Annotated in this window: 10 protein-coding genes and 1 pseudogene; 3 read left to right on the forward strand and 8 right to left on the reverse strand. The window is 68.4% G+C overall.

The features are described 5' to 3' along the window. Positions 1–8: 8 nt before the first annotated feature. Both MJ777_RS05125 and MJ777_RS05130 read right to left on the reverse strand, forming a co-directional pair. Positions 9–1244: a cytochrome P450 gene (locus MJ777_RS05125; RefSeq protein WP_239373592.1), complete on the reverse strand. Its 1236-nt coding sequence runs from the start codon at positions 1242–1244 to the stop codon at positions 9–11. A 62-nt stretch (positions 1245–1306) separates the two neighbouring features. Further along, positions 1307–2575 carry a cytochrome P450 gene (locus tag MJ777_RS05130; protein ID WP_370652648.1) on the reverse strand — a complete coding sequence of 423 codons (1269 nt, stop codon included), beginning with the start codon at positions 2573–2575 and terminating at the stop codon, positions 1307–1309. A gap of 204 nt (positions 2576–2779) precedes the next feature. On the opposite strand from MJ777_RS05130, the gene MJ777_RS05135 reads away from it, so the two are divergent. Next, the gene (locus MJ777_RS05135) at positions 2780–4339 is read left to right on the forward strand and encodes an MFS transporter (RefSeq protein ID WP_239309120.1); all 1560 of its coding nucleotides are present in this window, start codon (positions 2780–2782) and stop codon (positions 4337–4339) included. Between the two features lie 40 nt (positions 4340–4379). Here MJ777_RS05135 and MJ777_RS05140 read toward each other — a convergent pair whose 3' ends face one another. Beyond that, the gene (locus MJ777_RS05140) at positions 4380–5198 is read right to left on the reverse strand and encodes a glycosyltransferase (protein WP_239373594.1); all 819 of its coding nucleotides are present in this window, start codon (positions 5196–5198) and stop codon (positions 4380–4382) included. A gap of 28 nt (positions 5199–5226) precedes the next feature. Here MJ777_RS05140 and MJ777_RS05145 point away from each other — a divergent pair. Then, positions 5227–5601: pseudogene (locus MJ777_RS05145) on the forward strand (LCP family protein); the annotation flags it as partial. Here the strand turns inward: MJ777_RS05145 and MJ777_RS23015 are convergent. After that, positions 5565–6524 (reverse strand): SMI1/KNR4 family protein, encoded by a 960-nt coding sequence (locus tag MJ777_RS23015; protein WP_370652649.1) that lies wholly within the window; start codon positions 6522–6524, stop codon positions 5565–5567. The pseudogene MJ777_RS05145 and the gene MJ777_RS23015 overlap by 37 nt on opposite strands. On the opposite strand from MJ777_RS23015, the gene MJ777_RS05155 reads away from it, so the two are divergent. Continuing rightward, entirely contained in the window at positions 6412–6858 is a 447-nt protein-coding gene (locus MJ777_RS05155) for a hypothetical protein (RefSeq protein WP_239373598.1), read from the forward strand. The two genes, MJ777_RS23015 and MJ777_RS05155, sit on opposite strands and share 113 nt — an antisense overlap. 281 nt (positions 6859–7139) lie before the next feature. Here MJ777_RS05155 and MJ777_RS05160 read toward each other — a convergent pair whose 3' ends face one another. From MJ777_RS05160 to MJ777_RS05175, 4 genes are all read right to left on the reverse strand, one after another. Further along, positions 7140–8159 (reverse strand): nucleoside hydrolase, encoded by a 1020-nt coding sequence (locus tag MJ777_RS05160; protein WP_239373599.1) that lies wholly within the window; start codon positions 8157–8159, stop codon positions 7140–7142. Between the two features lie 23 nt (positions 8160–8182). After that, the gene (locus MJ777_RS05165; RefSeq protein WP_239373601.1) at positions 8183–12532 is read right to left on the reverse strand and encodes a hypothetical protein; all 4350 of its coding nucleotides are present in this window, start codon (positions 12530–12532) and stop codon (positions 8183–8185) included. A gap of 69 nt (positions 12533–12601) precedes the next feature. Then, positions 12602–12982: a hypothetical protein gene (locus tag MJ777_RS05170; protein ID WP_239373603.1), complete on the reverse strand. Its 381-nt coding sequence runs from the start codon at positions 12980–12982 to the stop codon at positions 12602–12604. Beyond that, on the reverse strand, positions 12975–13444 hold a 470-nt coding region (locus MJ777_RS05175; protein ID WP_239373620.1), incomplete at its 5' end, for a YbaB/EbfC family nucleoid-associated protein. The genes MJ777_RS05175 and MJ777_RS05170, both read right to left, overlap by 8 nt.

Consider the following 13444-nt stretch of genomic DNA (forward strand, 5'->3'; position numbering starts at 1 on the left):
CGGGACAGTCAGTCGGCGGTGGCAAAGCTGAGTGGGAGCGATGCCACCCCGCGATGGATGAGGCTGGGCAGATAGGTGAGCGTGTCAGTGGCCAAAGACAGTGCGGGAGCCCGCTGGATGAGCGTGCGGATCGCGGTTTCGGCCTCCATCCGGGCCAGGGGCGCGCCCAGGCAGTAGTGCAGCCCGAGGCTGAAGCCGAGGTGCCGGCGCGGAGCCGGGGAAGCCGCGTACCGGGTGATGTCGAAACGGTCGGGATCGGTGTAGACGGTCTGGTCCCGACCTGCGGAAGCCATCAGGACAATGACGCCGTCACCGCGGGCGAAGGTGTGCTCGCCAACGGTCGTCTCGGTGAGCGCGACCCGCATGGTGAACTGGGTCGGCGTGTCGTACCGGAGCATCTCCTCGACGGCCACCGGGGTCAGCTCCGGCCGCTCGCGCAGCAGCGCGAGCTGGCCGGGGTTGCGCAGCAGGGCGATCATGCCGTTACCGATGAGGTTGATGCTCGTCTCCATACCCGCGACCAGCAGGAGCACGCAGATACCGAGCACCTCGGCCGCGGTGAGGACCTCGCCGGCTTCCTCCACCCCGACAAGCATGCTCAGCAGGTCGTCGGTGGGACGCGCCCGCCGCTCGGCGATCAGGGCGTGCAGGTAGGCGACGACCTCCTGGCCGGCCTTGCTCCGAGCGGCGACGTCCTGGGGTGAGAGCAGGCCGTCCGGGTCGGTGCCACGGGCGATCGCCAGCTCCCAGGCCCGCAGCGCCGGCCGGTCGGCCTCGGGGACGCCGAGCAGCCGGCCAGCGACCATGGTGACCGCCAACGGCCCCGACAGGTCCCGGATGACGTCGATCTCACCGGCGTCGAGTGCCGCGTCGACCAGCCGGCCCACCAGTTCGTCGATCATCGGCGCGAGACCCGCGACCATGCGCGCGCTGAACGCCTTGTTGACCAGCCGACGCAGCCGGCGGTGGTCCGGGGGATCCATCCGGATGAAGGAGCCGGGCAGGGATGCCGCCTGGTCCCAGAAGGGGCTCAGCCCGTCCTCGTGGCCGTGGCCCCAGTCCTGGCTCTGCAGGATCGCGGCGCAGTCGTCGTACCGGCCGACCAGCGCGACCTGGACGTCGTGAAGAAAGAAAGGCGGCAGCCCGGCTGCCGCCCGGACCCGCTGGTAGCTCGGATAGGGATCGGCGCGGCTGGCGGGATCGAATGCGTCGAACTCGACGGGACTGGGACTCAGCGTCGTCATTGTCAGTCCTGCTCCTTGTCGTTCGGGCGACCCATCCGAGCCGAACACGGTGTGGGCCGTGCTCAGACGGCCGCGGTCAGGCGCACGGGAAGTTCCGACATGCCACGGACCACGAGGTTCGGGCGGTAGGGGGGTGGATCGGCGAGCAGTGTGATCGCGGACACCCGCCGGGCGATGGCACGCAGCGCGACCTCCACTTCGAGCCGTACCAACGACGCACCGATGCAGTAGTGCAGCCCCAGCCCGAAGGCCAGATGGCGGTTCACCCGCGCCCGCTGGGCGTATCGGGTCAGATCCAGGCGGTCGGGGTCGGTGAAGGCGTCCGGGTCCCGGTTCGCGGAGCCGAGCATCAGGATGAGGCTGTCCCCGGGAGCGAACGTGTGCCCGGAAAGGGTGATCTCCTGGCGTGCTGTGCGGGTCGTCAGCTGCGCGGGAGCGTCATAACGCAGCATCTCGTCCACTGCCGGCAGCGCGAGGCCCGGCCTCTGGCGCAGGAGCTCGAACTGGTCGGGATGGCGGATCAGCGCGAGTATCCCGTTACTGATGAGGTTGACCGTGGTCTCGTGCCCGGCGACGACCAGCACGAGCAGGGTGCCGAGCATTTCCGCGGCTGTCAGGCGGTCGTCCTCGTCCTCGGCCTCGACCTGCGCAAGTGCGCTGATGAGGTCCTGGCGGGGCCGGGCCCGGCGGTCCGCGACCAGCGCGCCGAAGAAATCCAGGAACTCCCCCACGGCGGCCGTCCGGTTCGCGAGCTCGTCCGGGGACATCAGGGCGTCGGGATCGAGCCCGCGGGCAATACCGGCCGACATCCGGCGGATGGCGGCGTGCTCGCTCGCGGGCACGCCGAGCAGCTCGCACACCATCGTCAACGGCAACGGGTAGGCCAGCGCCTCGACCAGGTCCACCTCGCCGTCGGCCAACGCCCGCTCGAGCAGGCTCGCCACGACCTGCTCGGCGTGCCCGCGCATCCCCTCGATCCGGCGGGGGGTGAACGCCTTGCTCACCAGCCCCCGCAGCCGCGTGTGGTCCGGGGGCTCCATCCAGAGGAAGGAGCCCGGCAGCTCCACGTCACTGTCCGGGTGGAGCAGCTCGGACTCCTCGGCGTGGCTCCAGGCCGGATTCTGCAGTATCGCGTCGCATTCGGCATAGCCGGGAACGAGCGACGGGCCGAGCGGCCCCGGGACAAACGGGCCGGCCGCCCGCAGAATGTCATAGCTTCGGTAGGGGTCGTGCCGCCAGCCGGGGCTAAAAGCGTTAATAACAGCGTGCTGAACCCCGGTGATGTCTTCCACCGCGGTTGTGGCGGTGCGCCCAGTGCCGGCGAGGTCCACGTGCAGCTCCGTTCGGTGCGAAGAACCGGCGGTGTAGTCAGCCGAAAGCGGTACTCGCGAAGGACACGCGCCATGCTGGCTCCCGCAAGCGCCGATGGTCAAGATTCGTGTCCTGGTCGCTATCGCTTGATTGGCTGTGGCACCGCGGTTGCCCAAACAGCCGTCGCCCGTTCAAACGCCCGTTGTCCAGTGGCCGGCTGTCCAGTGGCCGGCCGCGTCGATGTGCTGGAGAATAGGGCTACGGATACCAACCTTCGCTACGCTTCGCCGGCCGGACGCTGGGTGTTGCTCGCCACCGTGCTCGGGTCGAGCATCGCCGCGCTCGACGCCACCGTCGTCAACATCGCCCTTCCCCGGATCGGCGCCGACCTCGGGACCGGCCTGTCGGGGCTACAGTGGACGGTCAACGCCTACACGCTCACCCTCGCCGGCTTCCTGCTGCTCGGCGGTTCGCTCGGCGACAGCTACGGCCGCCGCAGGGTGTTCCTCATCGGCGTGCTGTGGTTCGCCGCCGCCTCCATGCTGTGCGCGGTCGCACCCACAGCCGGCCTGTTGATCGCGGCCCGGGCGCTGCAGGGGGTCGGCGGCGCCCTGCTGGCCCCTGGCAGCCTCGCGATCATCGAGGCGAGCTTTCGTCCCGAGGACCGCTCGGCGGCCATCGGCGCCTGGTCAGGCCTGGGTGGCGTCGCCATCGCGATCGGCCCCTTCCTCGGGGGCTGGCTGGTCCAGGCGGTCTCCTGGCGGCTGATCTTTCTGATCAATCTGCCCCTCGGCGCCGTCGTGGTCTGGGTGGCGCTGCGCCATGTGCCGGAAACCCGCAATCCCCGTCCAGCCACCGGGCTCGATCTGCCCGGGGCGGCCCTGGCCGCGCTGGGCCTGGCCGGCGTGATCTATGCGCTCACCGAGGGCAGCAGCCTGGGCTGGGGATCGCTGACCGTGCTCGTCACCGGTGTCGGCGGGGTGGCGGCCCTGGTGGCGATGGTCGTGGTGGAAAGGCGCAGCCCCCATCCGATGCTGCCGCTGGAGATCTTCTCCTCCCGCCAGTTCAGCGCCGCCAATCTGGTGACGTTCGTCGTCTACGCCGCGCTGGGAGGCTCGATCTTCCTGCTTCCGGTCGTCCTGCAGAACGCCGTCGGGTTCTCTCCGATCGAGGCCGGCGCGGCCCTGCTCCCGGTCACGATCCTGATGCTCACCCTGTCGGCCAGGGCCGGGCGCCTGGCCCAACGCATCGGGCCCCGCCTGCCCATGACCGTCGGCCCCATCGTCGCCGGTACCGGCCTGGCGCTGCTCACCCGGGTCGACGTCACCAGCACGTACATCGGCACGGTACTGCCGGCGATGGCCGTGTTCGGGCTGGGGCTGTCGCTGACGGTGGCACCGCTGACATCCACGGTCCTCGCCGCCGCCAGCGACGCACACGCGGGGGTGGCTTCCGCGGTCAACAACGACGTCTCCCGCGCGGCCGGTCTCGTTGCCGTGGCCGCGCTGCCCGTCGTCGCGGGCATCTCGACAAGCGCCTACCACAACCCCGACAAGCTGGTAGCTGGCTTCCACACCGCCATGTCGATCACAGCGGGGATGTGCGTGACCGGCGGCCTGCTCGCCTTCCTCACGATCCGCCGGCCGGCCCCCACGCGGGCGCCCGCCGTCGCCGTCCACCGCTGTCCGCTGGAGGCCGCGCCGTTGTGCGGCCCGGACGAATCGCAGCCGCCCGCGCTCAGTCTCGCCACGGCCGGGACGGATCCGCCGTCGGCTGGACGATGAACACCGACCCGACCGGCCGCGCCGTCACCGGGGTATCCGCTCACGTGCTATCAGCAAGGCGGCGCCACGTATCAATGAGCCTGGTGGCCTGCAACTCGGGGGAGAACTCGGACCTGATCCGACAGCGCAGAGCCGACGCGCGGAGTGCGGCCTCCTCAGGTGACCGGATCATATTTCTGATCGCGTCGGCCACGGCCTCGGGATCGATCGGCGGTACAAGCCATCCACACGTGTGGTCGACGAGCGCGGTCTCACCGAGTCCCGCGGTCTCACCGAGTCCCGCGGTCTCACCGAGTCCCGCGGTCTCACCGAACACTCCGTCGAACGAGGCTCGGACGATGCTGTGGGGAACCTCCGACATGCTCACGCCACGGTCATTCAGTTGCCGGAAGGCAGCCGCCGAGACGGCGAACAGATGGTCCAGCCGCCTGATCCGCCGTTCGAGAGCGCCCGGCTTCCGCTCCAGCATGAAGTCGGCTGCGTGTGCGGTAGCCGTGGCCGGCTTGCCGAGGTCGTCGGCGGTCAGAACGGCAACCGCCGTGGGGAGATTCACGAAATGAGCGTGAACGACGTCTGGATCGAATGTTGCGATGTCCCTGAGCAGCGACACGGCGGACGCTCCGGCGAGAAAAGCCCGCGCCCCGTATGACGGGCCGAGTCCGAACGCATGGGTGAACACCTTCAGCGGACGACGGACCAACGCGCACGACACGAGAGCGGCCTGCGCAAGGCGGGAACCGCCGTCGCCCTTACGGATGGCAAAGAGCTCAACCTCGACGCCGGCCGCGCGGACCGCGTGGACCTCCGCCGAGATGAAGGTCTCGCTGTAACCGGGCGCTCCGAGAAGGATGTACGCCACACGCAGCCGCTCGTTGCTCACGGGTTGGCGGTCGAGTGCGCAGCTGATCTCCATCCCCCGCGATACGTGGGTACACGTTCCCCGGTCGAAGGATGGTAGGTATGGCAACACCGACGCTAAGATCAACGCAGCTTACGCCTGGGGAGGCTTGCCGTTGACGGTGCAGACGGTGGAGAGTTTCACCGGCGTACGCATCGATCACGTCGTACTCGTCGACTTCGCTGGATTCAAGGAAATCGTCGACGCGCTGGACGGCGTCGAGATCGACGTTGAGCAGAGCTTCACCTCCACCCACTCCCTCGATCCGTCCGGTCGGCGTGGGTTCGCCAAGGGTAAACAGCTCATGGATGGCGCGGCTGCGCTGGACTACGCGCGTGAGCGCTTCGCGTTCCCCGACGGGGACTCGGATGTGAGCCGGTCGCCGAACCAGGCGTTCGCGTATGCCAGGTCCTGGAGCCAGTCCTGGCGGGCCATGCCGAAGAACGGCTGATCGGCGACGAAGCCGAAGCCGGGATGCACGGCCGGCCAGGCTGGGCATCCGCCGTTCGTCCGAAGCAGAAACGACCGGTACCCGGCGGGCAGGCCGTACCCGAGACGCTCCTCCAGCCTCTCCAGCACCTCGCCGGACAGCCGGTGGGTGAGCCGGATCCGCGGTGGTGTCCCGCCGTGCATCGCCAGACCCCGCCTGGCCCGATCGGCGCTGCCGGTGCTCACACCACCCAGATGCCTGTACGCGCCGTGCAGTTCGACGGGGACGAGGGCGATCCGGCGTGTCCGCGACCACACCGCCGGCAGGTGCGCCCAGGTCCACCCGGCCGGGGTGGCGCCCGGGCACACGTCCGCCCAGAGCGTATCTCCGCCGGCGGCCATGGTGTTGTTGGCGGTGAGCACGTCCACCACGCGCGCCTCGTCCACGCCGAGATCGGGTGAGCAGGGGGGCAGCTGGACGACGGCGCGTGCGTACGGGATCCAGTCGGGGAAGCCGTGCGGCCCGGCCAAAATGCCGTCACGGTACCGGATGCGCAGCATCGGCGAGCCTGCATGGACGATCTGGAACGCGTATCGGCCGCCGGGAATCATGCCGGGTCGCCGCGACGGTGGAACGGTTCCTTGAAGTACACCGTCACTCTCCTTCTCAGCCGCCCGCATGGAAGGCTGAAACTGTCCCGATGCCAGCCGTTTCCACGCTGAAGCTAGTAGGTAAGGAGGCTCGATGCGACGGCTGTTGACAGTCGCCACGACGCTGGTGTTCATGGCCGGCTGCGGCACCTTCGGCGGAGGGGGCGAGTCAGGTCCACAACCCGCGAAGACGGTGGAGCACGTCATCCTCTACCAGTTGTATGCGCAGGGCGGGTCCAATTTTATGATCACGCTGAACTACACCGACTCCACAGGGAGGCAGAAGCACGAGGAGTCCACCGCGCCGTCGTGGGCCAAGCAGGTCACCGTGCGGTATCCCGATGTCATGTTGGTGGCGATCTCAGGGAATGCCGTCGCGACTCCAATGGCGCCCGCCCCGCTGGGCACCGGGCTCCCCCAGGTGCAGTGCATCCTCACAGTCGATGGTGAAATCGTCGATCAGAAGGCGTCGATCCTCCCGACGTGCGAGGCGACGCTGACCGCCACGGCCCGCCCGATCCCGACTCGCTCTGCGACCTGAGTCAGGGAATCCGACGGGTCGTCCGCGAAGCCCGACCGCGTCCCCGCAGGCGAAGGCGATGATCGACCTGGGGAGCGCCTTCGGCGTCCAGGGGCAGAAGGTGCTCCAGGCTGTGTGCAGGGTTGGTCGAGTCGATCGCACTGCGGTGCAGCACCGTGCCGCCCATGGACGGGTGCTCGGAGTTACGCAGGGGACGACCTGGCCACTCGTATGCTCTAACGGCTCGCCCGGCGTCACTACGTCGGCGGCGCTGACCGGCGTCGCGACGCTCGATATCCTTCTCAGTGTGGTGGCTTGTGGCTCTGGGGCGTACGGACGGTCGAGGCCGAAAGCCCCCGCTCAAGCCAATGGAGGAAGGGAGCGTACGCGGCCTTGCGGCTGAGGAACACCTCCTTCCCATCGCCGACGGTCATCCGCCCCGCCGAGTCAAACGCAATGCGCCGCATGTGGAAGTCGACAAACGGTAGCTGAAGGGCGGCGCTGAGGGTCAGGGCGTCGTGCTGCATGGAACCCGGGTGGTACCTTGCAAACCACTGGTCAAAGTGTGCCCGCAGCACCTCCGCCCACGCAGGCGCCCCTGGCGCGGCGAACCGCCGGTAAAGACCGGACCGGGCGTCAATCTCGATCTCCGCGGTGAACGTCACATCGGATGTCACGAACCGCGGTCTCGATATGATGGCAAGCACATCGCGCGCCGCCTGTGGATCAAGTCGGATGTTGTGCTCGGCACGGGACGGATCCCGGTACCTCACCGCACCGCCCATCTGGGTGAGCACAAAACTCCGGGCCAGTCGCGGTCGTACGTCCAACACGTCCGCCAGGTTCGACAACGGCCCCATCCCGACCCACCGGACCAGGCCGCCGTCAGCACACGCAGCCTCAGCCATCCGCAGCACATCGGTATCCGCGCTGGCAACAGAATCCGGGACGAGACCCGAAGCTGTGAAGTACGCCCCCTCACGAAGCTGCCGTCCAGCGACCACGACGACATCCGGCCGCCCACACAGATCAAGCAGGTAGCGGGCAAACCGCGCTCGTTCCCCTCCGATCTCGTCCCCGGTCACAACCAGCTTCAGCTCCGGCACGGTCAACGCCGCGGCCACCATAGCGACGGCATCGTCCGGATCCCCACCTATGTCGGTATCGACAATGATCGGCCGGTTCGTCAACGACGGCGGGACCGGACCACCGGCACGCAGCAATTCCGCGTGAATACCTAGGCCCAAATTCGCATACCGTTCGGCGCGCGCGGCCAGTTCCTCACGCTCCGCTTCCACTCGGTCCCACTCGCTCTGCGCCACTGCTGCACCTCTCACCATGTAGATCAAGGCTGATCCGCCGACAACGAGTCAACGAATGCCTTCCGTTCATCCAGCGTAGGGAGTTGATCGTAGCGACGCCACGTATCGAGTATCTGCTCGGGTGTGCGGTCAGACCGCTGCAACAGATCCGCCAACCGTGCCACGACAGCCTTGTCGGCCCGCCGTACGAAGGAGTTCATAACTTCGACGAAAACAGGGTCCGCCCGTCCAGAATTGGCTATCCAATTGCGGATCTGATCGCGGTACCGATGCGATCCATGATTGAGCTCTCCAAGCCAGTCGCCGCCGGAGTCGCGGACGGCAACAATGTGTTCGGCGAAGTTGAGCACTGCAATAAGGTTGATATCCTTCACCGCCTCCCGAACGAGCGGGTCAGTGAACGGCGGCGCGACTTTGGCTGGATTGAGTCCCTTGAGCGGATCCGGCTCGAGATGTTGTGGCCGCTGCAGCGGGACGCTGTCCGAACCGAACCCCCGCGGGCTGCCGAGCCCGCCGTGCAGCGTCTCCTCAATGCTCCCGATCGCGTCCTGATGCGAGAACGTGAGAGCAGGATCACCGAGCAATGTCGACACTGGGCGACCGCTGTTGCTGTCCGGCACGCGAAGGTTCACAGCGTAACCTACCTTGCTTCCCGGGTGTGGATCGAGCGGCGACTCCCCGAAGAACGCGTAGCGGCCGGTGAACGATGTCTCCGGATAGAGCGCGGCCAACAGTTCCTGCACGGTGCCCTTGTAACTCGTGTCGATGAGGACTAGCTTGCTGCCCTCCTCCCCTACCGGGATCCCGCGGCTCTGCAAATACTCCGTCAGCCGGGCACGAGCGCCTGGAATGTCGGCTGGATCGACCTTTCCGGCGGCCTGCCGGAAATCGGATAACTGCGGATAGCCGACCTCGAGATTTTGCTCGACGTCCAGGACAGCTGACTCCACGAGCGCCCTGGAGAGTACGACCTCCTTACCGTGTGAGTGGAAGAAGTCTGGGTCGAGGCGCTCGAGGGCGACCGCAAGGCTATGTCCGTCGCGCCCCACGAAGACGACAACGGTCTCCGGGTTGTGAGCCACGTCCATGCGTAGATCGGTCAACATGCGCTGTGCGACGTCGACGATGAAGGGGGCGCTGTACTCATATGCGACGTGATACGCCCTGTCCAGCGCCTCCAGCGCCGTCGGATCGGAGATGCCCAACCGGTCGGCGACGGCACCAACGGCTGGTGGGTGGGGTCCACGAGATCCACCATCGTGACCAGGCTCTCCGGCAGACGGCGTATCGGGGGCCGGTGGCGGTGCGTCCGGCCCGGACGCCGGACGCACGGCCACGGCCTGCGCCGCCTCGGCCTGGAGCCGGGCGATCGTCGCGTCAATCTCCACCGCGGATTTCGGCACCATCGTGCCGTCTTCGGCCGGCTCCATGAGGTGCTCCCGCACCCACCGCACGATCTGCTCGGGCATCTTCGGCGCAGCGAGGGTGTCCCGCACCCATTCGGGGGTCAGCGCCCGGGGTTCGGCCGGCTGGGCCGGCGCCACATCGCGGAAACTGACCTGGTCCGCGCTCACAACCGGTACGTCCGCGCCGATGGGCTCCTCCAGCGACGCCAGCGGAGCGGGGTCGTGCGGCGCCTCGTGCGGTGGCGCCGGCCCGGCCGGATCCGGCGACGGCTGAGGCGGGATGGCCCCGCCGTCCTCGGGCAGGTGCGGCAGCCCGTCGCCCGGCGGCCGCGGGGGGCCATCGCCGCCGGACGGCGCACCCGCACTCTTCTGCAGCAGGCCGCCGTCGTCGTTGGTGGATGCCGGTCCGCGTTCCAGCGCGATCGGCCTGCCCGGTTCGGGGCCTCGGCCCGAACGCAGCTCGTTCGCCCGGGCCTCAAGATCGCGGATGTCGGGGAAGTGCTCCCGTGTCCAGGCAACCTGCTTGCTCGCGCGCCCTCCGTCGATACCGGTCTTCTGGTAGATTCCTCGCCATTCGTCGACCCCGCTCATGTGCTTCACGAGAATCTCCGGGTCCACGCCACGCTCCGCCAGCCGGATGAACTCCGTCAGCCGCACGTGGTACTCCACGATGGCGTTCTGCCAGTTCTTCAACTGCGGCGGAATGATCTTGGGCTTGCCGACGATCTCGGTCGGCAGGGGCCCATCCGGGAAGCGCCGCGGGTCGGTCATCTGGCGCACGTGGTCGAGTTCGTGTTCCAGGTCGAGATAGCGCATGCCGCGTTGCACGTGCACCTCGTGCTCCACGGCCGCGAGCTGCCGGGACTGATCATAAACGTGACGGATGACGACGTGCGGGTCGCCGGTCGTGCGGACGACCAGCGAATAGCCCAGGTCACCGAGGTCCTGCACGACATGCGGATAGTTCGGATGGTCCTCCATCCGAACGGTCCCCTGCTCGATCGACCGTGGAGTTGGCGGCTCACCCGCCTCGGCACCGGCCGACGCGAGCGGATGCCCACCCGGCCGCTCGGGCGCCCCACCCGGCGGGCCGTGCTCGGGATGCGCCGATGGGGTGACGCCGGAGCGCGGAGGCTGCGCCGCTCCGTCAGCCGGCCGGTGCGTTTCCGGATGCAGGACCTCCGGCACGCGCGTACCCGGTCCGCCGTGTACCGGAGAACCGGGTACGCGCGTGCTCTGGGGTGGACCGCCATCCCCGCCACCGTGCGAGGTGGAGGTGTCACCCGGCAGCCGTACGATGACATCGCCCTTGGCGTCCATCCGGACGATCTCCGTCGGTTTGAAGCCCTCTCCGCCGAACCGCGCGGTGAACGTGCCCCGGCCGGCAACGTCGATACCGACCGCGGTGCGTGCCCCCGCGTCGTGCGCCAGCATGCCGATGCGGCCATGCTCGCCGGGGACGGCCACGACCTCCTGGCCGATCTTCAACGGCAACGGCCGCACCGAAGTCTGGACATGGCTCAAGGTGCCGAAGACGCCCCCCGCGGCAGCGCCGTGACCTGCGCCCGCCGCCACGTCACTCCAGCTGAACGCCTTCCCCTCGACGAAGTGGCCGTACGTCTCCGTGCCCAGCGCGAAGGTCCCACCGGCGATCCCACCGCCGATGACGTGGCCCAGCGGGCTGCCCCACATGCCCGCACCGAACATCACACCCTGTGCCGCGTACAGACCCGCCTCGCCGAAGTCGACGGCACCGGGGGCCCGGTGGCCGTCTGCGACCTGGAGGAACTGGCCGAGGAGGTTCCCGCCGCCCATGATGCCGGCGCCCATGACCATCCGGGTGCCGAGGTACCTGGCGAGCTCGTCGCGAAACGAGACGTTCGCGGCCATGCCTGCAGCCTCGCGTCCGAGGGTAGCCCTCGTGACCTGCTGGGCCAGCTCGCCCGCGGCCAGACGAGCCACATGCGACTCGGCCGACCGCGCCGCGACCCTGGCGCCGAAGTTCCCGGCCAGCTGTTCCTCGAGCTCACGGGCCAGCTGCTGCCGGATGAGCGCCCGCCCGCGCTGGGTGAGCGCCGTGGCGCCGGCCTCCCGCTCGAGCGAGCGGAGCAGGCTCCGTCCGACCATTCCCCGCACCGCCTGGGTGGCCATGCGGTCGGCGACGCTGCGGGCGATGACGTTCCTGGGCAGGATCCCCCGCAGCAGGTTGGCCGGGAGGTTGCGGAGCAGGCTCAGCGACCCCCTTCCCAGAGCTGGCAGCGCCGTGCGGAGGGCGTTCGGCAACGTCGTGCGCACCAGGATGGGCAGGCTCGTCCGGACGACGGCCGGCAGCTCGGTACGCACGAGCACCGGAAGTGCCGAGCGAGCGGCGGTCGGGACCGCCTCCCGGATGACGAACGTAGGCAGCGCCTTGAGCATTGCGCGGATGGAGATGCTGGTGATGGCCTTCGTGACGAGGGCGCGGGCCGCCTGGATGCCGGCCTGGGCGGTGCCGATCACGCCCGGGACACCACCCGCCGATGTGCCGCCCGAAGGGATCAGAGCGATGATGATGATAACGAGGCTGATGGCAAGGATCATCAGGTTGATCCCTACCATGAACTTCATGAGTTCGACCTGGAGGGCGAAAGCGTTCACGCCTTCCTGCAGGTCGCCCATGCTCTCGGCGGTGCTTCGCAGCCCCTCCAGGTACTGATACCACCGCTCCGGGAATTGCAGCGGGTCGCCGGCTGTCCAGTTCTCGATGATGCCGTCGGCGGCCTTCGCCAGCTCCCCGTAGGCGTTGGCCAGCAGTTCGGCCGCCGCACCGTAGGCCTCGGCCAGCAGGTAGAGATCGTCCTCGTCGGCCTCGGGAACCTCACCGTAGAGGATGTCCCCGACCAACGAGCCGGCGCCGGGCAGGTGCGGCTCGACCTCGTCCGCGAGCCACGTCATGAACTCGAGGATCCAGTCCGAGCTGCCGGACAACCGTCGTCCTCCCCCGTCATCCCCGCTACGGCCCGCCGCCGGGCAACCCGCAGCGGCCAGCGGTACCCGTCAGGCGCTGGTCGGCTCGCCGCCGCCCGCCTCGTTGATCTCCGCAGCGCCCTCCTCGTCGGCACGCTGGTAGGCCAACATCGCATTCGTGACAAAGTCGGCGACGGCCGTCAGCCCCGCACCGAGCTGCCCGGCGTGGTGTCGCACCGCCATGTTGGCATGCATGAGACCGTCATCACCCGTTTCGACCATCTTATGGTAATTCTGGAGGAAATCTTCGGTGAAGTGGTCCGGTGGGAACGTCGCCGGGACATCCAGGTTGTTGATCGCCGCAAGCGCGTTGTTCACCGAGTTCGTCAAATTCTCGCCCTGGCTCCGAAGGCCGTTGGCGATGTTGAGGATGTCCGGGATGCTGCTCCCGATCCTGACGAAGTTACCCACCGTCGATGTCCTTCTTCCGTCGCAGGTCACCGTCGTGGCCATACGCCACTTCGTCGATGTCCATGCCACCGATGTTGCGCAGGCGCATGTCACTGGGCAGACTTCCGTCGATGATCTCCTTGGTCTGCCGTTTCGCGTCCTCCGTCGCGGACCGCACGGTCGCCACGATTGTGGCCGCCAGCGCCTTCGAGTCGGGCTTGCGGTAGACACGCGGATCGATCTCAAGCTCGATCAGGTGCCCGCGTACCCCGACCACAGCCCTGATCATCCGATCGTCGGACCATGCCTGCCCGGTGATCTCGAGCATGCGCTGCTGCAGGTCGGGGAGCCCGGACCAGATGCGCTTGAGGTCGCCGAACATCTCCCCCAGCGCGGTCCAGTCGGGCCGATCCCCCGCGAACCTCGGCGGGTCCACGACGGCCCTCCTCTCGTCGTCCAGCCCGGACAGCCACGGTGAACGCC

It is taken from the genome of Protofrankia sp. Cj5 (genome assembly GCF_917627405.1).
In the GTDB taxonomy this organism is placed as follows: domain Bacteria; phylum Actinomycetota; class Actinomycetes; order Frankiales; family Frankiaceae; genus Protofrankia.

What these genes read in the sequence shown, in the direction of transcription:
- MJ777_RS05125 (WP_239373592.1), bottom strand. Translation starts at nt 1,244, where the DNA reads ATGACGACGCTGAGTCCCAGTCCCGTCGAGTTCGACGCATTCGATCCC.
- MJ777_RS05155 (WP_239373598.1), top strand. Translation starts at nt 6,412, where the DNA reads ATGCGACGGCTGTTGACAGTCGCCACGACGCTGGTGTTCATGGCCGGC.
- MJ777_RS23015 (WP_370652649.1), bottom strand. Translation starts at nt 6,524, where the DNA reads ATGACGTGCTCCACCGTCTTCGCGGGTTGTGGACCTGACTCGCCCCCT.